The sequence below is a fragment of the Novosphingobium mississippiense genome (assembly GCF_044029535.1).
GTDB lineage: Bacteria > Pseudomonadota > Alphaproteobacteria > Sphingomonadales > Sphingomonadaceae > Novosphingobium.
On the sequence record NZ_CP147001.1, the window covers coordinates 2106872 to 2127946 of the forward strand.

The window sequence follows — 21075 nt, forward strand, 5'->3', positions numbered from 1 at the left end:
ACCGGATCAGGAGAACCCCAAAAGCAGAAAGGCCGCCCCGAAGGGCGGCCTTTCCTTTATTCTTCCGCGAAGGCGGCGTTCACGACAATGCGTTCGGCGCCCCACTCGGGAACGGCGGCAGGAGTCATCGGCACCATGAACCGGCGCCGTTTGCCATCCTCGCCCACCGGGCGCTCGATCTCGATCACGTCACCGGCGCCGAAATTCTCGACCCCGATGCAGGTGCCGAGTTCGTCGCCCGCGTCGGACACGACGCGCAGGCCCAGCAGATCGGCGTGATAATACTCGCCCTCCGCCAGTTCCGGCATCGCCGAGCGCGGAACGGTCAGCGCGGTGCCGCGCAGTTTCTCGGCAGCCGTACGATCCGGCACTTCCTCGAAACGCGCAATCGCACCGCCCTTGCCGTCATCGCGCAGCTTGGCGAGCGTCAGCGTGGAATCGTTGAAGGCGCGGTAGCGCTGGAGCGCCGCCACGCCTTCACCGAACAGCTTGAGGCGAACCTCGCCCGTCACGCCGTGCGCGCCGGTAACGGCAGCAAGCGTGACGGGGCGGTCTTGACCAGCCATCTGGATCGAACCTGAAGCTTAGGCTTCGGTCGATTCCTCAGCAGCTGCTTCAGCCGGAGCTTCTTCAGCGGCCGGAGCGGCAGCAGCAGCGGCGGCAGCTTCTTCAGCTTCACGCAGCTTCTCGGCCTTTTCCTCAGCGCGGTCCTTGGCCTTCTGGCCCGGCTCGCCCTTCTTGGCGTTCACGGTAGCGGCGCGCTCCTTGATGCCGGCCTTGTCGAGCAGGCGGGCAACGCGGTCGGTCGGCTGGGCGCCAACGCCGAGCCAGTAACGCACGCGGTCTTCGACCAGACGGACGCGGTTTTCGTCGTCCTTGGCGAGGATCGGGTTGTAGGTGCCGACCTGCTCAAGATACTTGCCGTCGCGCGGAGCGCGCGAGTTGGAGACGACGATCTTGTAGTAAGGACGCTTCTTCGCGCCACCGCGCGACAGACGGATCGAAACGGACATTGCTCTACCTTTCCTTCAAATCTTCAAAAATTACTTCTTCAGAAACTTGCTGAGATCGGGGCCGCCGAGGCCGGGCATACCGCCACCTCCAAGACCGCCGCCCAATCCGGGCATGGCGGCGTCGAGGCCACCCTTGCCGAACATCGAGGCGAGGCCCTTCAGGCCACCCATCTTCTTGATCTGCTTCATGGCCTTGGACATCTCCATGTGCATTTTCAGCAGCTTGTTGACGTCCTGGACATTGGTGCCCGAACCGTTGGCGACGCGGATCTTGCGCTTGGCGTTGAGCAGCGCGGGATTGGCGCGCTCCTTCGGCGTCATCGAACCGATGATCGCATCCATGCGCAGCAGCACGCGGTCATCCATGCCCGACTGCTGCATCGCCGCCTTGGCCTTCTTCATGCCCGGCATCATGCCGGCCAGAGCGCCAAGACCGCCCATCTTCTGCATCTGCTTCAGCTGGGTGCGCAGGTCGTTCATGTCGAACTTGCCCTGCTCCATGCGCTTGGCAAGTTCTTCGGCTTCCTCGACCTTGACCGCTTCGGCCGCCTTTTCGACGATCGAGACGATATCGCCCATGCCAAGGATGCGGTTGGCAACGCGGCTGGGGTGGAAGACCTCAAGGGCCTCCATCTTTTCGCCGGTGCCCGCGAACTTGATCGGCTTGCCGGTGACGGCCCGCATCGACAGAGCCGCACCGCCGCGCGCGTCACCGTCCATACGGGTGAGCACGACGCCGGTAAGATCGACTTCACCGGAGAACGACTGCGCGACGTTGACCGCGTCCTGACCCGTCAGCGAGTCGACCACCAGCAGCGTCTCACGCGGATTCGCGATGGCGGCAACCGCCTTCATCTCGTCCATGAGCTGCTGGTCGACGTGGAGACGCCCGGCGGTATCGAGCAGCAGCACGTCCACGGCCTGAAGGCGGGCGGATTGCATTGCGCGGGTGGCGATCTCGGTCGGCTGCTGGCCGGCGACGATCGGCAGGGTGGCAACGCCCACCTGCTCGCCCAGAACGCGAAGCTGTTCCTGCGCGGCCGGACGGTTGACGTCCAGCGAGGCCATCAGGACCTTCTTGCCCTGCTTCTCCTTCAGGAGGCGGGCAATCTTGGCGGTGCTGGTGGTCTTACCCGAACCCTGCAGACCGACCATCATGATGACGACGGGCGGAACCGCTTCCAGATCGAGTTCGGCGGTCTGTTCACCGCCCAGCATCTCGATCAGCGCGTCATTGACGATCTTGACGACCTGCTGGCCGGGCGTGACCGACTTCAGGACCGACTGGCCGACGGCCTTTTCGGTAACCTGATCGACGAAGCGGCGCACGACGGGGAGCGCGACATCGGCTTCGAGCAGCGCGATGCGCACTTCGCGCATGGCATCGCGGACGTCCTGCTCCTTGAGCGCGCCGCGGCCACGCAGCTTGTCGAATACGCCACCAAGACGATCCGAAAGGCTGTCGAACATGCCAAACTCCTCATCGACGGAATGAACCGCCAGAACGCCAAAAACGCCGGTGGGCGAAACCTCGCTGACCGGCGTGACGGAAACCTTATGCGAAAAACGCCGGCGGACGAAACCTCGTCGGCCAGCGTATCGCGTTTCCGCGAAACTGATATGTCGAAATAACCGTCTTCGAACGAACTTGGAAGGCTATTTCGGTGAAATGGTGGAGCCTAGCGGGATCGAACCGCTGACCTCCTGCATGCCATGCAGGCGCTCTCCCAGCTGAGCTAAGGCCCCAATCATTTCGCCAGATCGATCCTGGGTTCGATCCGCTTCCCGCGTTTCGGCCAGTCGTTGATGACTTGCCTCCGCTTGGGAGGCCGCCCTCTAGATTGGGTTCTCCGGGCTGGCAAGAGGAAATTTTCACGGACCTGTCATTTTTCGGATGGAGGCCGGAGAAGCAATCCAGCGCCCTCTTATATCCAATGGCGACACCCGCCCCACTCATCCTGAGCTTGTCGAAGGATGGAAGCCCGGCGCTACGGCGCAGGGGGGCTTCGACAAGCTCAGCCTGAGCGGGATCGGGAGTAATGCGGCCCTACGCGCCTGCCGCAAAAAGAAAGGGCGCGGTCGCCGAAGCGCCGCGCCCTTTCCAGATAACTCGATCCGAGACTTACTCGTCGCGGTCACCGTCGTCGTCGCCGCCGCCGATGCCGAGATCGTCGTCACCGCCGAGATCGACGTCGTTGTCCGGCGAATCGCCGTCCTCGTCGATATCCAGATCGTCTTCGGCCAGATCCGAATCCTCGGTCTCGACCACTTCCTTCTTCTGGATTTCCTCATAGGGAATCGGCTGCTTGGACTTCAGCACCGGTTCCGGGTGCCACGAATGGCCGCACTCGATGCAGGTGACCGGGTCATCCTTGCCCAGGTCGTAGAAGCGGGTGCCGCATTTCGGGCAGCCGTGCTTGGCGCCCCACTCAGGCTTTGCCATGAAATGTCCTCATATTGCCCGCCCGAAGGGTACGGGCGTGAATTCCGTGTCTTGATGGGAGGCCCAGCGCGCAAAATCAAGCGTACCGGTCGCATCAGGGCGCGCGCCTTGCCATAGGCCGCACCCGCTGTCAAAAGCCCCGCGATTTTGCGCCCCTCCAGTATCGAGAGAAGCACACCCGTGAGCCACGACACCACCACCCCCATGCGCCCCCGCCGTTTCCTGCCCGCCGGGCCGCTGAAGGGCAAGATCCGCGTGCCGGGCGACAAGTCGATCAGCCACCGCTCGATCATGCTGGGCGCGCTGGCAGTGGGCGAAACCCGCGTGACCGGCTTGCTGGAGGGTGAGGACGTGCTGGCCACCGCCGCCGCCATGCGCGCGATGGGTGCCACGGTGGAGCGTGTTGGCGACGGCGAATGGCGGGTGAGCGGCGTGGGCGTAGGCGCCCTGCTCCAGCCCGAAGGCCCGCTCGACATGGGTAATTCCGGCACTTCGACGCGCCTGCTGATGGGCCTCGTATCCAGCCATCCGATCAACGTCAGCTTCACCGGCGACGCCTCGCTCTCCAAGCGCCCGATGGGCCGCGTGATCGATCCGCTCTCGGAAATAGGCGCGACTTTTGAAGCAAGCGAAGGTGGCCGCCTGCCGCTGATCGTGCGCGGCGCTTCGCCCGCTGTGCCGATCACCTACCGCCTGCCCGTCGCCTCCGCCCAGGTGAAGAGCGCGATCCTGCTCGCCGGCCTCAACACCCCCGGCGAGACCACCGTGATCGAACCGGTGCCGACGCGCGACCACTCCGAACGCATGCTCAGGGGCTTCGGGGCCGACCTCAACGTCACCGTGGAGGCAGACGGCACCCGCGTGATCACCATCAAGGGTGAGGCCGAACTGAAGCCGCAAGTCATCGACGTGCCGGGCGACCCCTCCTCGGCCGCGTTCTTCATCGTTGCTGCCCTCGTCACGCCGGGCAGCGAAGTCGTGATCGAGAATGTCGGCCTCAACCCCACGCGCGCAGGCCTTGTCGAAGTGCTGCGCCAGATGGGCGGCCAGATCGAGTTCCTGAACGAGCGCGAAGTCGGCGGTGAGCCGGTGGCCGACCTGCTGGTCAGGCACTCCCAGCTCAAGGGCATCGAAGTCGATCCCGCGATCGCCCCGGCCATGATCGACGAATTCCCTGTACTCTTCGTCGCCGCCTCGCTGGCCGCAGGCGTCACCGTCACCAGCGGGCTGGACGAGTTGCGCGTGAAGGAATCGGACCGCCTCACCGCCATGGCCGTGGCCCTGACGCTGGCCGGCGCGCAGATCGAGGAGTGCGAGGACGGCCTGGTCATCACCGGCACCGGCGGCAAGCCCCTGCCCGGCACCGCCAGCGACGCACAGGTCACCACCCACCTCGATCACCGTATCGCGATGTCGATGGCGATTGCCGGCCTTGTCAGCAGCGGCGGCGTGGAAGTGGACGATACCCGCCCGATCGCCACCAGCTTCCCCAATTTCGAGGACTTGCTGGCCAGCCTCGCCGGATAAGGGCATTCTCCCGGAAGGCTGCGCCCATCCCCCTCGGCGCCGCCTTCTGACGGGAGTGCGCATGATTCTCGACCTGCCGCAATGGCTCAGCAACATCCTCGGCTTCACCGGCACGGCGTGCTGCATCATCGCCTACGCCTACATCACGTATGAAGATGAGCCCAACCGCTACCTGCAGCACGGGCTGAACTTCGTTGGCGCGGTGCTGCTGCTGATTTCGCTGATGGTGAACGTGAACCTGCCCTCGATCGCGATGGAGGGCCTGTGGGCCCTGGTGGCCGCCTGGGGACTGGCGAAGGCCTTCCTGTCGCGCAAACGCGCCTGAATTGGCCGTTTCCCGATTCGCCCGGTTACCATTCGACAAGATTCGCGGGGCTAGCCTCCCTCGGGAAAGGAGGCGGTCATGGAGTCGAATCGGGCGCGTTTCGCCGCGCCGCATGAAAACGGAACCAGCCTGCGCCGATGGCTGGGGGCACTGCCCCTGCCCTTGCTGGCCGCACTGACCCTGATCCTGCCTCTGATCGGCGCCAGCCTTGGCCTCGCGGTCGTCATGGTGGCGTGGCTTGCCCGTGATTCCGGGCGCTTCGAACGCGAACTGATCGATATCTACGGCGCCGACAGCCCCGAACTGGGGCCCGAACTGGCGACCCGCGAAAGCCCCACCTCCAGACCCGAAAGCTGACCACCCGAACCGCCCCGGCCTTGCCTCTCCGGCCCCAAGCGGCCATGAGCCGGGCATGATTATCGCCGTCGACGGACCTACCGCTTCGGGCAAGGGCACGATTGCCAAGGCCCTCGCCCACCATTTCGGACTGCCCCACCTCGATACCGGCCTGCTGTATCGCGCGGTCGGCCGCCAGTGCTTTCTCGACGGGGGCAACCCCGACGATCCCGTGGACGCGCTGGCCGCATGCGCCTTTCCCGAAGGCCTGCTGGAAGACCCCGAGCTGCGCTCCGAAGCGACTGGCGGACTGGCAAGCCGCGTCTCGATCCACCCCACCGTCCGTCAGGCGCTCTACGAACGCCAACACGCCTTCGCCACGCAGCCCGGCGGCGCGGTGCTGGACGGGCGCGACATCGGCACGGTGATCGCCCCGGAGGCAGAGGCAAAGCTGTTCGTCGTCGCCTCGGTGGAGGCACGCGCGCAGCGCCGCTTCCTCGAAATGCAGGCCCACGGCCGCGACGTTTCGCTGGAAGCGATCACCGCAGACCTTGCCGCGCGGGACGAGCGCGATCGCAACCGCAAGGACGCGCCCCTCGTCGCCGCTGCCGACGCGCTGCACATCGACACGTCCGACCTCAAGCGCGAAGAAGCGATCGCCGCCGCCATCGCCGCCGTGGACGCGCTGCGCACCGATTGACCGGTTCGGGAATGCGACGGAACGCCATCGCACCTGAGCCCATCCGGCGCCAAATTCCTTGCATTTCACCCCTCATGCGCGTAGGGGCCGCCGGTCTGGAGGACCGCAAGGTTTGAAGGACGCCGTGGACGGCATTCGGCCCCCACGGCGGTCGGCCCTTTTGGCCCGGGTTTCGCAATGGTGCGAAGCGCGGAGGAAAGACCGGCGGATCAAACCGCCAGGCCGGAAAAAACTAAACAGGAATCAACCTTTAATGGCTACTTCTGCCAATCCCACCCGCGACGATTTCGCGAAGATGCTTGACGACCAGCTCGGCGGCGTTGCCGACGACGGTTTCGAAGGCCGCGTCGTCAAGGGTACCGTCACCGCCATCGAAAACGACAAGGCCGTCATCGACGTGGGCCTGAAGAGCGAGGGCCGCGTTGCCCTGCGCGAATTCGCCCGTGGCGAAGGCGAGCACGGCCTCAAGGTCGGTGACGAAGTCGAAGTTTACGTCGACCGCGTCGAGAACGCCGACGGCGAAGCGATGCTGTCGCGCGACCGCGCACGCCGCGAAGCCGCCTGGGACAAGCTCGAAAACGAATTCGGTGAAGGCAAGCGCGTCGAAGGCGTGATCTTCGGCCGCGTCAAGGGCGGCTTCACCGTCGACCTCGACGGCGCCGTTGCGTTCCTCCCCGGCTCGCAGGTCGACATCCGCCCCGTGCGCGACGTCACCCCGCTGATGGACGTGCCGCAGCCCTTCCAGATCCTGAAGATGGACCGTCGCCGCGGCAACATCGTCGTGTCGCGTCGCGCCGTCCTCGAAGAAACGCGCGCCGAACAGCGCAGCGAGCTGATCGACAAGCTGAGCGAAGGCCAGGTCATCGAAGGCGTCGTCAAGAACATCACCGACTACGGTGCGTTCGTTGACCTCGGCGGCATCGACGGCCTGCTCCATGTCACCGACATGAGCTACAAGCGCGTCAACCACCCGAGCGAAGTGATCGCCATCGGCGACACCGTGAAGGTGCAGATCATCCGCATCAACCAGGACACCCAGCGCATCAGCCTCGGCATGAAGCAGCTGGAAAGCGATCCGTGGGAAGGCGCAGCCGTCAAGTACCCCGTGGGCGCCAAGCTCACCGGCACCGTCACCAACATCACCGAATACGGTGCGTTCGTGGAACTGGAAGCCGGCATCGAGGGCCTTGTCCACGTTTCGGAAATGTCCTGGACCAAGAAGAACGTCCACCCCGGCAAGATCGTCTCGACCTCGCAGGAAGTCGAAGTGGTCGTCCTCGAAGTCGATTCGGACAAGCGCCGCATCTCGCTCGGCCTCAAGCAGGCTCAGCAGAACCCCTGGGAAGCTTTCGCTGAAAAGCACCCCGTTGGTTCGACCGTCGAAGGCGAAGTCAAGAACGCGACCGAATTCGGTCTGTTCATCGGCCTGGACGGCGACGTGGACGGCATGGTTCACATGTCGGACATCGCCTGGGGCATCTCGGGCGAAGACGCGCTGGCTCTGCACCGCAAGGGCGAGCAGGTTTCGGCCGTTGTTCTTGACGTCGACGTCGAGAAGGAACGCATCAGCCTCGGCATGAAGCAGCTTGAGCGCGGCGCTCCGGCCGCTGGCGGCGTTGCCGCGACCGGTGGCAGCTCGCTCCGTCGCAACGAAGTCGTCACCGTCACCGTTCTCGAAGTTCGCGACGGCGGCCTGGAAGTCCAGGCTGGCGACGATGGCGCCACCGGCTTCATCAAGCGTTCGGACCTCGGCCGCGACCGCGACGAACAGCGCCCCGACCGCTTCCAGGTCGGCCAGAAGCTGGACGCCATGGTCACCGGTTTCGACCGTTCGAAGAAGCCGACCTTCTCGGTCAAGGCTCGCCAGCTTCACGAAGAAAAGGAAGCTGTCGAACAGTACGGTTCGTCGGACTCGGGCGCTTCGCTCGGCGACATCCTCGGCGAAGCTCTCAAGAACCGTTCGTAAGCCGAGCCCAGGAATGCAGGCGACATTTGCATCGCAAATGGCAGTCTGCATTCCGCTCGGGGCGAAGGCCGGCCAGCGGGCATAGCCCGTCTGACGTCACGGGATTTACTCCCGTGACGGCCCCGCCACCCGAACAGTCGAGCTTCACCGCGAGGTGAAACAGTAAAGGCCCGTCCGGCCCGCTTTCAGGAGCGATCCGGGCGGGCCTTTGCTTTTTGGGTTCACGCGGAGGCGCGGAGTTCGCGGAGAAGGGAAGAATTGAGGATTCGCGCAAAGGCGCGAAGAGATTATGCGCGAATCTCCCCTTTCTCCGCGAACTCCGCGCCTCCGCGTGAACCATATCGCCGCGCAGCCTTTCACACGGGACGATGAGCGACTACATCGCCACTCGCCAAGGAGAGTTCCGATGCTCGAAGTCCACCAGTTCCCCTGCCTCAGCGACAACTACGGCTATCTGCTGCACGATTCCGCCAGCGGCGAAACCGTGTGCATCGATACGCCCGATGCCGACGAGTACCTGAAGCAGGCCGCCGCCAAGGGCTGGCAGATCACGCAGATCTGGAACACCCACTGGCACCCGGACCACGCTGGCGGCAACGGCGCCATCAAGGCCGCCACCGGCTGCACGATCACCGCGCCCGAAGGCGATGCCGGCAAGATCGCGGGCGTGGACCGCCGCGTCGATCAGGGCGACGTAGTGAAGATCGGCGACTGGACCGCGCAAGTCATCGACGTGGGCGGCCACACCCTTGGTCACTGCGCCTATTACCTGCCCGAAGCGCAGATCGCCTTCGTCGGCGATTCCGTCTTCGCGCTCGGCTGCGGCCGCATGTTCGAAGGCACCGCGCCGCAGTTTTGGGAAAGCCTCCAGCGCATCAAGGCGCTGCCGCCCGAAACCATGCTCTACTGCGCGCACGAGTACACCGCCTCGAACGCCAAGTTCGCGGTTCATGCCGATCCGGACAATGCCGAACTGGCCGCCTATGCCGAAGACATCGCCCGCGCCCGCGCCGCCGGTATCCCCACCGTGCCGACCAAGCTGGGCCGCGAACTGCTGACCAACCCGTTCCTGCGCGCCGACGATCCGGGCCTGCAGGCGCGCTGGGGCGGGCACGATGCGGTAGAGACCTTCGCCGCCCTGCGTGAAGCCAAGAACACGTTCTGAGACGCCCGCCAACCCATGACCTTTCGCAAGTTCGCCCCTCTCCTGGCGCTCGCCACCATTTTGACCGGCGCTGGCCCGGCCATGGCTTCCAGCATGATCGTCACCTCTCCCCAGCCCCTGCCCGTCGCGCATGACGTGCCGCGCGTGTTCCTGGGCGGCAGCATCGACATGGGCAGCGCCACCGACTGGCAGGCCGATCTCATCAAGGCGCTGGCGAACGAGAAGGTGGTGATCCTCAACCCGCGCCGGCCGGACTGGAACCCGGCGTGGAAGCCGGAGGCGAGCGAGCCGGAATTCCGCCGTCAGGTCGAATGGGAACTGGCCGCGCTGGATAGCGCGGACGTGATCGTCATGTACCTCGCGCCCGGCACGCAAAGCCCGGTGAGCCTGCTGGAACTCGGCCTGCACGCCCGCGACGGCAAGCTGGTGGTACTCTGCCCCGACGGCTTCTGGCGCAAGGGCAACGTCGATATCACCGCCGCGCGCTACGGCGTGACGCAAGTGGCGACGATGGAGGAACTGCTGGCGACCGTGCGCCAGCGGATTCACGGTTGGAAGAATTAGCGATCGGGCTCAAACCAGCTCCGATCCGGCCCCCTATTCCCGCCCAAGAAAACCACCGTCATCCCCGCAAAGGCGGGGATCCCGCTTGTTCTTTCCGACGTAGCGCGAAGGAAGCGGGGCCCCCGCCTTCGCGGGGGCGACGAAGTGATATGGGGTTGGGTAGAGTGAGTACACACGGCCTGACGGCCAGGCAGTTTAACGCCCCACCTCACTCGTAAACGATGCTCACCTTGCCCGCAGCCTCAGCCGCAATCCGCCGGGCGGTATCGGTGTCTTCCGCCAGGGCCAGCGCAACGCCCATACGGCGGTAGGGACGCGTTACGGGCTTGGCGAAGACGCGCAGGTCCACTTGAGCCCCCGGCGTCGCCAAGGCATCCGCAAGGCCCTCGTAAGCGAAGGAATCGCTATCCCGATCGGCCAGGATCACCGCCGAGGCACTCGGGCCGTAGAGCGTCACCTCGGGAATCGGCAGACCCAGGATCGCCCGGGCATGAAGATCGAACTCGGACAGGTTCTGCGAGATCAGCGTGACCATGCCGGTATCGTGTGGCCGCGGCGAGAGTTCGGAGAAGATCACCTCTTCCCCCTTCACGAAGAACTCCACGCCGAACAGGCCATAGCCGCCAAGATCGTCGACCACCTTGCGCGCCATGTCCTGCGCGGCGGCGATGGCGGCAGGCGCCATCGGCGTCGGCTGCCACGATTCCTGATAATCGCCGCGCTCCTGCCGGTGGCCGATCGCCGGGCAGAACGAAACGCCCGCGCGGCTACGCACGGTCAGCAGCGTGATCTCGTAGTCGAAGGCGACGAACTCCTCGACGATCACGCGCTTGCGATCGCCGCGCATGTTGGCGACGGCATAGTCCCACGCCTTTTCCAGATCGGCGGCATCGCGCACCGTGCTCTGGCCCTTGCCCGATGAGGACATGACCGGCTTGATCACGCAGGGCAGGCCCGTGTGCTCCGCGCCTGCCAGCACTTCGTCCAGGCTTTCGGCATAGCGATAGCGCGACGTGCGCAGGCCCAGTTCGACGGCCGCAACCTCACGGATGGCGTCGCGGTTCATCGTCATCTGGGTGGCGCGGGCGGAGGGGACGACGCAGAAGCCTTCCGCCTCCACTTCGGCCAGCACTTCGGTGCGGATGGCTTCCACCTCCGGCACGATGAAGTCCGGTCGGTGCTTCTCGATGGCGGCGCGCAGGCGTTCGCCATCGAGCATCGAGAACACCTCGAACCCATCCGCCACCTGCATCGCCGGCGCGCCTTCATAGGCGTCGCAGGCGATGACTTCGCAGCCCAGGCGCTTGGCCGAAATGACGAATTCGCGCCCCAGCTCGCCCGAGCCGAGCAGCAGGATCTTCGCGGTATATGCCATGACGGCCGGTCCTTTCGATGGGGGTAGTGGGAACGCTAGAGCAAGGTTCCCGAGAGAATGGCAAGCGCAATGGTGAAATAGATCACCAGACCCGTAACATCGACCAAGGTCGCCACGAACGGCGCAGAAGCGCTTGCCGGGTCGAACCGCAGTTTTTGCAGCAGGAATGGCAACATCGATCCGGCCAGCGATCCGAACGTGACGATGCCGACCAATCCGGCCGAAACGGTGGCCCCGATCAGCACCCAGTGTGCACCGTAGTCGTAGAAGCCAAGGTATTGCCACAGCGCAATGCGCGCGAAACCGACCACGCCGAGAATGCCGCCCAGCACCATGCCCGCCGGCAGTTCGCGCAGCGCCACGCGCCACCAGTCGCCAAGGCGCACCTGCCCGACGGCCAGCGCGCGAATGATCAGCGAGGTCGCCTGGCTGCCGCTGTTGCCGCCCGAACTCATGATCAGCGGGATGAACAGCGTCAGCACGACGGCGCGCGCCAGTTCGTCCTCGAAGTGCTGCATGGCGCTCGCGGTCAGCATTTCGGACAGGAACAGCACACTCAGCCACCCTGCCCTCTTGCGGATCATCGCAAAGAAGCCGGTTTCGAGGTAGGGCTTGTCGAAAGCCTCGACGCCGCCGAACTTCTGCACGTCTTCGGTATGTTCCTCGACCAGCGCGTCCAGCACGTCGTCCACCGTGACGATGCCGATCGGGCGTCCCTCATCGTCCACCACCGGCAGCGCCAGAAGGTCATGACGGCGGATCAGGTTCGCCACTTCCTCACGATCGGTATCGGGCGCGACGACCACGGGCTCGCGGTCGCGTCCGAGATCGAGCGCGGGATCGTCGGGCTCGGCCGCGATGAGGCGACGCAGCGAGATCGTCGCCTCAAGCCGTCCGCCCTTGTCGACAAGGAACACCGAATAGACCGTCTCGCGGCTGCGCTCCACCGTGCGGATCAGGCGCAGCACATCGCCCACCGTGGCATCGGCAGGGGCGGCGACGAACTCCGTCGTCATCATGCCGCCGGCGCTGTCCTCCGGCCAGGCGAGCAGGCTGGAGAGCGAAGTACGCACATCCGGCGCCAGCGCGGCAAGGAAGCGCGCGGCCACGTCCTCGTCCATCTCCGCCAGCACGTCGGCCGCGCGGTCTTCCGCCATCTGCGAGACGAGCCGCACCGCGCGCGGGAACGGCAGCAGTTCCAGCACCTCGGGCGCGCATGAAAATTCAGGCCGATCGAGTGCCGCCACGGCGCGCACGTCCGCCATGCGGCCCAGCTTGGCCGCAGCTTCAGCGGGAGACAGCGCCTCCAGCATCTCGACGATATCGGCAATATAGAGCCCGCGCTTCACGGGCCGGGGGCCGGCCATCACGCCGGCGAGCAGGTCGTTCACCATCCTTCAAACCTTTCGTCCGCACGACCCGGGCGGACGATGGCCAGCGAGAACTAGCCAGCGCCCTTGGGGCGTGCGGTCCTACTGGAACTGTCGCTTGACATGTCCTCGCTTCCTGAAACTTGCGCGGCACGATAGGCCGTGCGGGCGTCCCTCTGATCCCAAACGGGGCGAAGGTCAACCTCGATTGCGCATGGTTGCGACTGACGCCCGCCCCCACACGAAAATGGCCCCCGCGCGGTTGCGCGGAGGCCCTGCGGATCCGACCCGAATCAACCGGGCCGATCCTTCGTCACTGCACGGTGAAGTCGAAAATGCGCGCCGTCATCGCGCCCGACGAACCACCACCGGCCAGCGAGTAGATGAAACCGTACTCTCCGGGCTCCAGCGGTTGGCTGAGTTCGACCTTGTAGACGCCCGGACGCACCAGTTCATGACGGAACTCGATGCGATCCTTGTCCATCACGCCGGACTTGGCACCGGCGATGTTCATGCTGCCGACGCGCGCTTCACGGCGTCCGTCCTTGCGGGTCAAGCGAACCAGCGTCAATTCCGCCGGCGATGCCACCACGGTGTTGGTGCCGCTGGCCCATGCCCCGGCATCGCTGCCGTTCGATTCGGCCGAGAAGAAGTAGAAGCGCGGCTGGCGCGACACCGGCACGGCCGAGGTTTCCTTCTGGATCGCCGCCTTCACGCTCATCGAAGCGATGCCGCCGGTAAATGCATAGCCCAGAATGCCGCCGGTCTTCGCCTGGTTGGTGACGGTCGGCTCCATCCGCTTCATGTGCGGACCGCCCACGTCCTGAAGGGCATAGAGCCCGGCCGGGTGCGGAATGCGCGGATCGGGCGAATCCAGCGAAAGCTCCGCCTTCGCCTCATAGCGGTTGGCGATCATCGCCGCGATCACGGCGGACGAGACGCCTTGCTTGCGCAGCGAAATCATGTCGTCGGTCGAAAGATCGAAGTCCACCTTGTCGGCATTGATCTTGGCGACGATGGCGTCATCGCCCAGGCCAAGCTGGGTCAGTTGCAACGCATCCTGCTTGGTCAGCGGATGCGTGGCGGCAAGCACCGGCGTTGCGACCAGCATCAAGCCGGCCGCGATAGTCGCAGCAATTTTCATGTTTCCCCCTTGTTGCAAGCCCTTCGGCTTCCCGCCGCTCAATAAGGAGGCACCGTAATTGTCAACTTAACGGGATCCTACGTCTGCCCAGATTTCATGAATTTCATCGGCCTGGCTTACCGGAACAGGCATGAAAAAAGCCCCCGTGCGAACACGGGGGCTTTTTCTTGTCCGGTGACCCGACAGGCGGCGGGATCAGATCCCGGCGATCGCCTTGTCGACCAAGGCCTTGTCGGCATCGGCCGAGTGGTTGGCCTTGATCAGTTCGCCGGCAGCCAGAGCCGCAGCGGCGGCGGCCTTGCGGCGCAGGTCGGTGATCGTGGCCAGTTCCAGTGCCGAGATCTTCTCTTCCACCATCTTGTGACGGCGGGCGATCAGTTCGGTGGTGTCGGCCTCGGCCTTGGCGACGATCGCTTCGGCTTCATGCTGAGCGTGCTCGAGCATGGCGGCCGCGTCCTTTTCGGCGTTCGCGATCTTGTCGGCATATTCCTTGCGCAGGGCTTCCGCCTCTGCGCGCAGGGTCTTTGCCTCTTCGAGGTGCGCCTTGATCTGCGAGATCCGCGAATCCAGGCCGCCCGAGATCAGCTTGGGCACGCCCTTCCAGATCATGATCAAGATAAGCACCAGCATCGAAGTGCTGACGACGGCGACCGGCGGAGCGACGCCCAGCAGCGCGGGTTCCGCGTGCTCGACAGCCGTGTGCGCCTGGTTGCCGGCGGCTTCGTGAGCGCCGGTTGCGGCGCCCTGGTCGACGCCGGTTTCAGCACCCGTTGCGGCGACAGTGTTCTCAGCCATGAGCCAGGCTCTCCTTCACGGCGCTGCGCACGGCGGTCTCGTCCAGCGAGAGGCCGGCAACGCGGCTGACGATATCACGCGTGGCGTCGGCGGCAACGCTCTCGATCTCGGCAGCGGCCGAGCGGCGCGCCTCGTCGATGCGCTTTTCGGCGGCGGCCAGATCGGCGTCGATGCCGACCTGCGCGGCGTTCAGACGCTCTGCGGTGGCGGCACCGGCCTTGGCACGGGCCGAGGCGATGAGGCCCTGGGCCTCGGCGCGGTTCGCGTTTTCACGCGTGCGCCAGGCTTCCTCTTCCGCGTCTGCGCTTTCACGCAGCTTTTCGGCGGTAGCGAGGTCCTCGGCAATCTGCTTGTCGCGCGATGCGACGGTGTCCATCACCTTGGGCACCATGCCGCGTCCAACGACGACGAAGGTGATGGCGAAGAAGATCAGCATCCAGAAGATCTGGCTGGCGTAGTATTCGCCAAGCTGTGCGATCTGAGGCATGGGTCACCCTGTCCCGAGGTAGCGGATAGAAATCTTGCATCCGGTGGCCCGGCCGCGGCACCAAAGGGTTCGCGCGGCCGGATCGGATCAGTGCGCTATGCGATCAGGCGAAGATCAGCAGCGCGGCAACGACGAACGAGAGCAGGCCGAGAAGTTCGGCGCCCGCGAAGCCGATGAACAGACGGCCCTGCTGGGCGTCGGCAGCACCGGGATTGCGCAGCGCGCCTTCGAGGAACTTCGCGAAAACGTTACCCACGCCGATCGAGGCGAGACCACAACCGATAGCGGCGAGACCGGCACCAAGCAGCTTTGCAGCATCTGCTTCCATTACAAAAACTCCCTTTGGAAAAGTCTGATAAGAGACTGAAAATCAGTGAAGGTTCTCGGCGTCGTTCAAATAGACGCAGGTGAGAAGAGCGAAAACGTAGGCCTGGATACCGGCAACCAGCAGCTCAAGCGCGCAGATGCCGATCATCAGGATGAAGCTGGGCAGACCGGCGATGGCGAACAGGCCGAGGCCCGCGTTGCCGGAGCTGATCACGAAGCTCGAAAGCACTTCAAGAAGCACGTGGCCGGCCATCATCGCCACGAAGAGACGAAGGCCAAGGCTGAACGGACGCACGAGGAAGGAGATCAGCTCGACCACGAAGATCAGCGGGATCATCACTACCGGTGTACCGTGCGGCACGAACAGCGAGAAGAAGTGCAGCTTGTGCTTGGCAAAGCCCACGATGAGGACGATCGCGAACGAAAGCACCGCCAGAACACCGGTGGCCGAGAAATGGCTGGTGAACGTGAAGGCGTGCAGGCCCAGGACGCCGAGCGGCAGCAGGCCCAGGAAGTTCGCGAAGAGAATGAACATGAACAGCGAGAAGATGTACGGAACGTACTTCTTGCCGCCGGGGCCGACGTTCGCGGCCAGCATGCCGTCGATGAAGCCGGTGAAGGTTTCCACCGCCATCTGCCAACGGCCGGGCACCAGCTGGCGCTTCATGCCGCCAGCGACGAACACGATCAGCACGGCAGTCGCGATCGCCATCCACAGCGCGCTGTTGGTGAAGGCGATGTTGTATCCGGCAATGTTCCAATTCGCACCGGCCAGCGTTTCCAGCTGGAACTGGTGCATCGGATCGAGCTTAGCTTCGGCAGCCACGCGAATATCCCTGTCGCCAATGAACGACAGCGCCCTTATCCACCCCCCTTTGGGTCAATGCGGGCGCTGGTTCGAATTCCGTATGATATTCCTGAAGGCGACGAAGATTCCAAGGAACAGCATCACCATCAGACCCCAGGGCGATGTCCCGGCGAAGTGATCGATCACCCAGCCGATGAACAGGCCGCCGATGACCCCGCCGAGCAATTCGGCCAGGACGCGGTTACCGGCACGATATGCATCGTCGGTTTCCACGCCTGCGGTCGGCTTGTTGCGCTGCTCTTCACGATCGCGAAGGGCTTTCAGCCTTTCGTCGAGCCGTTCCAGGCGCGCATCCTCGCCAACGGGGTCCCGTGCAGGTGGCTCGTCGTTCATGTCAGGTCCTCCTCCATCAAAGGACGATTGACGCGTTCAACGGCTCCCTGCCGAGGGCGCCGCCCCCTTAGGGTGGGGCTTATCCCGAGTCAACCTTGGCCGGGCGCTGGCGGCGCCTCTTGTTCACACGCATTCCCGCGCAATAAGCCCTTGGCCCAAGTGCCCGCGCCAACACAGCATTCGCCAGGAAAAGGAAAAGCGCAAGGGCGATGCGCAGGCGGGACTTTCCCGGCCGAATGCGAATCACTGCTGTCAGAGGCCGGTCACAACCCTGTCGAACAGGTGAAAGACTGTTTCATCGGCGAGACGGCCGGCGTGATTATCCGCCCACCTCTCCACGGCACCGGCACACTGAACGAAAAGGCCGGCACCGCCTTTCAGCGATACCGGCCCGAAACCTTGCTCAATGTTCAATCCAGTGCCGTTCCCTTACGGGCAGCGCGGATCACGCTGCGGCGGGGCGCCGGTGCGGGTCTGCCACGAACCGTCGGGGGCCTGATACTTCTCCCCCGGGCTGGTCTGCGAGATCAGGCGGCACGCGGTCGCGAAGGCATATTCCTCGATCGTGCCCTTGCCAGCGGCCTTTTCGGTGTAGATCGCGCGGCGCTTGTTGTTGAGGTCGCGCACCATCGCCTGCACCGCGGCGGACTGGCTGCCGACGACGCCCAGGTAACCGTCGCGCTGTTCACCCACCTGCCCGGCGGAACGCGCGGCGGCATAGGCCGGATCGCGGGCTTCCTGCGCGCTGGCGGCACCTGCCCCCAGAACCAGGGCAACCGCGCCGATGAAAGCAACGGAACTGCTGAAACGGATCTTGGTCATCAGAATACGCCTTCGTTGTCCTTGATCGTCTTTTCCGCGTCTGCGGAAAGCTGATAGATCACTTCCTGACGGATGTTGACGTTAAGTTCGATCACGATCGGCTTGTCGGGCGCCGTAACCTGAATGCAGCCCGCCAGCATCGGGACGAAAACCGCCGCCATCGCCACGGCGCGAACGGCGCGCCTGCCGGACCGGGGGGCGAATTGCTGCGAAAACGGTTGGACGATAGAGGTCATCGCCGGGCTTGTCGCAGCCGGAACGCTTCCGGTCAATTGCGGGCCGATCATGGTTTTTTCTCGCTGTCTGAAGGCTGAATGGTGTTTTGCGCGGGACCAGCCGTGGCTTTTGCCGCCGCGGCGGCCTTGGCCTGGGCCGCAGCTTCCGCGCTGATCATCCGTGGATCCTTGAGGTAGGTGGCGTCGTAGAGCGACCGCATGTTGCCGAACAGGCTCATGAACGGCGCCTTGATATTGACGATGAAGTGGATCGGCAGCTTCGCCACCTGCCTGGTAATGAAGTTCTGCGACGCGCCCTCCCCCTGGCTCAGCCCGTCGAAGCTGATCCGCGTGAGGATATCGCCGGAGAGCGAACCGTCGAGGCCGATCTCCATCTGCCGGTAATCGACCGACTTCAGCGCCCCGAACGCGAAGTTGCCCATCGCCGACAGGTCCTTGTAAGTCAGCGCGCCGATATAGCTGACATTCCCGCCCGGCGGGCGGGAGCGCAGGTAGCCTTTGTCGATCCGGCCGCCATTCTCGTCGAACACCAGCGGCAGTTCGCCATCGAACACGCCGGTGGCGTTGATATTGCCCACTTCCAGATGCTGCACGAAAGTAGCGGCGTTCAGGCCCTTCACGGTCAGCTTGTAATACCGCGTTTCGGACGCACCGATGGTCATGGTCGCCGGTTCCAGCGTCAGCACGCCATCCATGAACGGCCACTGCGCCCCGTTGACGCGCAGCAGGTAGTTCGGTTCCATCTGGAACGAGAGCACGCCGTCGGTCACTTCGATGCCCGGGTTCAGCGAAGCGATCTTCAGCTTCTGATCCGGCGCGGTGACCATGCCCAGAAGGTCGGTGAAGACGACATCGCCCGAAAGGCCCTTCACCGGCCCGAACGGCGCGGCAAAGGCCAGCCCATCGGTGGAGAAGCGGCCATGGCTGGTCACCCTGTCCGCATTCCAGTCGATCCGGCCGGTGCCGCGCACGGTGCCTTCCAGATTGGAAACGATGCCCGTGAGCATTTGCGACAGTTCGCTGATCTGCACCTTGTTGTCGAACTGGATACCATCCACGGCCAGGTCGGCATGGCCTTTCGTGGCGTTGAGATCGTGCACGATATCGGCGCGCACCACGGCGCGGTCGCTGGTCGGTTCGCGCAGCGTCGCCTGCGCGGTGATCGCGCCGTTCTGCAATCGCAAGCTGGCATCGCGCGCGATCATCGGCTGGAAGCGCGGCACCTGCTGGCGATCGACCAGCGTGAAGTGCGCATCGTCTATGCCGAACACGCCCCCGGCATAGCGCCAGCGTCCGGCAGTCTGGTGCAGGTCCAGCGGAACGGCGGCCAGCATCACGTCGCCTTCATCGAAGGCGCCGCCAATCTCCTTGCCGATCGTGGCATCCAGGTGGGCGATGCGAAAGCGGGACGGCGCATCGGCCGCGCCCAGTTCCACCGCCACTGCCTTGGCCGTCAGCGCGCCGGACTTTCCGGGGAACTGCGCATAGCCCAGCGGACCGCTGGACACGCGGATGCGCGTGCCGCCCATGCGGCCCGTCAGGTCCAGCGCCGGAAGGCCCGCCGTGATCGAAAGGCCGCGCGCGTCGTTCGCGACGATCGTCCGCCCCTTGGCCGGACAGATCGAGAGTTGCCGCTTGTCGATCGTGACATTGGCCAGCGCCAGCCGATCGAACGCGATCGTGGTGCAGCGCGGCCAGAGCAGAACCCCGCCGTCCGCCGCCCAGCGCCCTTCGATGGGCAGCACCAGTCCATCCGTCCGGCCGCCCGGCAGCGCGCCGGAAAGCCGCGCTTCGCCCGCGAAAGTCATCGCGCCATCGGCCGACTGCGCCAGCGACAGGTGCGGCAGCGCCAGCCGCGAATCGCCGGCGCGGTATTCCGGCATCGTCACGCTCAACGCCAGGCGACCGTTCGCTGCAGTCTCCATCCGGCCGGAGACTTGCGGCAGCCCCTGCCCACCGCTCGCGAAATTGCCGGTAATCACCGGGCGGCCCTTGCCGGCCTTTGGCCCGAACACCGCCTGCACCCGCGACAGCGCGAGCAGCGAAGCGCCGCTGGTGCCGCGCCAGTTGCCGCGCGGCACCACCAGGCTCCAGCGGCCGGCATCGCGGCGCAGGATCACATTGGCGTTCAGCTTCGATCCGCGCGCTTCGCGGGCAAGCGCGGAACGGATGCCGTCGGCCAGCGGAGCGATCAACGTGCCCTCCCCGCTTTTCGCCAGATCGGCCAGTGTGCGATCGGCCACGGCGCCGGGGACGAGGCCGCTGCCGGTGGCGTCGCCATCGATGTCGATATTCACGAAACCGGGATCGGTGCGCACCTGCCCGTCGAAACCCAGCGCCGCCGCTGCGGCCTGCGGCGTCGCGATCCCGCGCGCGGCCAGCTTGTAGGTGGCGGTCAGCGCCCGCTTGCGGAACGTGAAGCGCCCCGATGCGGTGAGCCCGTCCACGCGATTTTCGGCCATCCGCGCCGCGCCGCCCTGAAGGCCCAGCCGGCCCTCCAGTCCGTCCAGCGTGCGGTCAGCCGTCAGATCCAGTTGCATCGCCGACCGGCCCGCACGCAATGCCTGCGACGGACAATCAAGCCCGTCCATCCGCAGCGGGCCGGTGAACATCGGCTTTTCGCCCTGCACCCGCAGCTTGCCGTAGAGCGTGGTGCGTCCCGCCGCGCAGCCCTGATAGGCCAGTTTCGGCGACACGGCCGCCAGCACGCCATCGAACCCGCCGCGCAAGCCGCCAGCCCCGTCGATCTTGGCGGCGATGCGGCCATAATCGCTCTCGATCAGCGCACGACCGTCAACCAGCGCCACGTCATAGTCGGGCAGCGGATGTTCCTTGTCCCCCCCACCCGATTCGAGCACTTTGTCCAGCGCGCCAAGGCTCAGCTTGCCGCCGTGCAGGCTGCCGTAGAGACGCGGCCGCACCAGCGTGATCCGGCCGATGCCGGGAATGCCCCAGGCCAGCCGCGTCGCCACGCGCACTTCCTCGATCGTCAAATCCGGCCGCTTCGGATCGCCGACCACCACGTTGCGGATGATCTCTTCCGAGGGGGAAATCTTCACGATCCTGTAGCGCGCGGGCAGGCCCAGCTTGTTCAGCTGATCGGCGATCAGATTGTCGGCAATGCGCTCCCGCATGAACCATCCCGCCCCCAGCGAGACGGCGAACAGGCCCAGCACGCCCAGCGCACTCGTCGCCGCCACGCGCCGACGGGCGCGCGAGGGACGGTCCGGCTCCGCCGGGGCTTCGGAATGGTCTTGCACCTCAGGCATTCAGATCGTT

The 21075-nt window shown here is 65.2% G+C and carries 22 protein-coding genes and 1 tRNA gene; 7 read left to right on the forward strand and 16 right to left on the reverse strand.

What is annotated here, in order from left to right; genetic code table 11:
* Window positions 1-56 precede the first annotated feature (56 nt).
* The 5 genes from rimM to WBP06_RS10075 all read right to left on the reverse strand — a co-directional run bounded on the left by rimM (window position 57) and on the right by WBP06_RS10075 (window position 3456).
* Window positions 57-566: a ribosome maturation factor RimM gene (rimM, locus tag WBP06_RS10055; RefSeq protein ID WP_395327106.1), complete on the reverse strand. Its 510-nt coding sequence runs from the start codon at window positions 564-566 to the stop codon at window positions 57-59.
* Between the two features lie 18 nt (window positions 567-584).
* On the reverse strand, window positions 585-1013 hold the full coding sequence (gene rpsP, locus WBP06_RS10060; protein ID WP_086493416.1) for a 30S ribosomal protein S16: 429 nt from the start codon (window positions 1011-1013) through the stop codon (window positions 585-587).
* 30 nt (window positions 1014-1043) lie between these two features.
* Entirely contained in the window at window positions 1044-2483 is a 1440-nt protein-coding gene (gene ffh / locus WBP06_RS10065) for a signal recognition particle protein (RefSeq protein ID WP_395327108.1), read from the reverse strand.
* A 200-nt stretch (window positions 2484-2683) separates the two neighbouring features.
* Window positions 2684-2759: transfer RNA gene (locus tag WBP06_RS10070), tRNA-Ala, on the reverse strand.
* Window positions 2760-3135: 376 nt separating this feature from the next.
* Complete coding sequence (locus WBP06_RS10075) at window positions 3136-3456, reverse strand: TIGR02300 family protein (protein WP_395327110.1); 321 nt, start codon at window positions 3454-3456, stop codon at window positions 3136-3138.
* A gap of 204 nt (window positions 3457-3660) precedes the next feature.
* Between WBP06_RS10075 and aroA the strand changes: the two genes are divergently transcribed.
* The 7 genes from aroA to WBP06_RS10110 all read left to right on the forward strand — a co-directional run bounded on the left by aroA (window position 3661) and on the right by WBP06_RS10110 (window position 10039).
* Complete coding sequence (gene aroA, locus WBP06_RS10080; protein WP_395334118.1) at window positions 3661-4983, forward strand: 3-phosphoshikimate 1-carboxyvinyltransferase; 1323 nt, start codon at window positions 3661-3663, stop codon at window positions 4981-4983.
* A 61-nt stretch (window positions 4984-5044) separates the two neighbouring features.
* Entirely contained in the window at window positions 5045-5308 is a 264-nt protein-coding gene (locus WBP06_RS10085; RefSeq protein ID WP_395327112.1) for a permease, read from the forward strand.
* Window positions 5309-5386: 78 nt separating this feature from the next.
* Entirely contained in the window at window positions 5387-5665 is a 279-nt protein-coding gene (locus WBP06_RS10090; RefSeq protein WP_395327113.1) for a hypothetical protein, read from the forward strand.
* Between the two features lie 55 nt (window positions 5666-5720).
* Complete coding sequence (locus tag WBP06_RS10095; protein WP_395327114.1) at window positions 5721-6344, forward strand: (d)CMP kinase; 624 nt, start codon at window positions 5721-5723, stop codon at window positions 6342-6344.
* Between the two features lie 253 nt (window positions 6345-6597).
* Window positions 6598-8310 carry a 30S ribosomal protein S1 gene (rpsA, locus tag WBP06_RS10100; RefSeq protein ID WP_395327116.1) on the forward strand — a complete coding sequence of 571 codons (1713 nt, stop codon included), beginning with the start codon at window positions 6598-6600 and terminating at the stop codon, window positions 8308-8310.
* A gap of 406 nt (window positions 8311-8716) precedes the next feature.
* Complete coding sequence (gene gloB / locus WBP06_RS10105) at window positions 8717-9475, forward strand: hydroxyacylglutathione hydrolase (RefSeq protein WP_395327117.1); 759 nt, start codon at window positions 8717-8719, stop codon at window positions 9473-9475.
* 15 nt (window positions 9476-9490) lie between these two features.
* The gene (locus WBP06_RS10110) at window positions 9491-10039 is read left to right on the forward strand and encodes a nucleoside 2-deoxyribosyltransferase domain-containing protein (protein WP_395327119.1); all 549 of its coding nucleotides are present in this window, start codon (window positions 9491-9493) and stop codon (window positions 10037-10039) included.
* A gap of 208 nt (window positions 10040-10247) precedes the next feature.
* On the opposite strand, the gene purT is transcribed toward WBP06_RS10110, so the two are convergent.
* The 11 genes from purT to WBP06_RS10165 form a co-directional block, all read right to left on the reverse strand.
* Window positions 10248-11414, reverse strand: a complete 1167-nt coding sequence (purT, locus tag WBP06_RS10115) for a formate-dependent phosphoribosylglycinamide formyltransferase (RefSeq protein ID WP_395327121.1) — start codon at window positions 11412-11414, stop codon at window positions 10248-10250.
* A gap of 35 nt (window positions 11415-11449) precedes the next feature.
* The gene (gene mgtE / locus WBP06_RS10120) at window positions 11450-12808 is read right to left on the reverse strand and encodes a magnesium transporter (protein WP_395327122.1); all 1359 of its coding nucleotides are present in this window, start codon (window positions 12806-12808) and stop codon (window positions 11450-11452) included.
* Window positions 12809-13097: 289 nt separating this feature from the next.
* A complete protein-coding gene (locus WBP06_RS10125; protein ID WP_395327124.1) occupies window positions 13098-13928 on the reverse strand; it encodes a hypothetical protein in 831 nt (276 codons plus the stop codon).
* A gap of 195 nt (window positions 13929-14123) precedes the next feature.
* The gene (locus tag WBP06_RS10130; RefSeq protein WP_395327126.1) at window positions 14124-14723 is read right to left on the reverse strand and encodes a hypothetical protein; all 600 of its coding nucleotides are present in this window, start codon (window positions 14721-14723) and stop codon (window positions 14124-14126) included.
* Window positions 14716-15210 (reverse strand): ATPase, encoded by a 495-nt coding sequence (locus tag WBP06_RS10135; protein ID WP_395327128.1) that lies wholly within the window; start codon window positions 15208-15210, stop codon window positions 14716-14718. The genes WBP06_RS10130 and WBP06_RS10135 overlap by 8 nt, the downstream gene beginning before the upstream one ends.
* Before the next feature lie 103 nt (window positions 15211-15313).
* Window positions 15314-15538, reverse strand: coding sequence for a F0F1 ATP synthase subunit C (locus WBP06_RS10140; protein WP_142632765.1), 225 nt, complete (start codon window positions 15536-15538; stop codon window positions 15314-15316).
* Window positions 15539-15580: 42 nt separating this feature from the next.
* Window positions 15581-16363 carry a F0F1 ATP synthase subunit A gene (locus WBP06_RS10145; protein ID WP_395327130.1) on the reverse strand — a complete coding sequence of 261 codons (783 nt, stop codon included), beginning with the start codon at window positions 16361-16363 and terminating at the stop codon, window positions 15581-15583.
* 54 nt (window positions 16364-16417) lie between these two features.
* The gene (locus WBP06_RS10150; RefSeq protein WP_395327132.1) at window positions 16418-16738 is read right to left on the reverse strand and encodes an AtpZ/AtpI family protein; all 321 of its coding nucleotides are present in this window, start codon (window positions 16736-16738) and stop codon (window positions 16418-16420) included.
* A 429-nt stretch (window positions 16739-17167) separates the two neighbouring features.
* Window positions 17168-17560: a YdbL family protein gene (locus tag WBP06_RS10155; RefSeq protein ID WP_395327134.1), complete on the reverse strand. Its 393-nt coding sequence runs from the start codon at window positions 17558-17560 to the stop codon at window positions 17168-17170.
* The gene (locus WBP06_RS10160) at window positions 17560-17847 is read right to left on the reverse strand and encodes a YnbE family lipoprotein (protein WP_395327135.1); all 288 of its coding nucleotides are present in this window, start codon (window positions 17845-17847) and stop codon (window positions 17560-17562) included. The genes WBP06_RS10155 and WBP06_RS10160 overlap by 1 nt, the downstream gene beginning before the upstream one ends.
* A complete protein-coding gene (locus WBP06_RS10165) occupies window positions 17844-21065 on the reverse strand; it encodes a YdbH domain-containing protein (protein ID WP_395327136.1) in 3222 nt (1073 codons plus the stop codon). The genes WBP06_RS10160 and WBP06_RS10165 overlap by 4 nt, the downstream gene beginning before the upstream one ends.
* Window positions 21066-21075 lie beyond the last annotated feature (10 nt).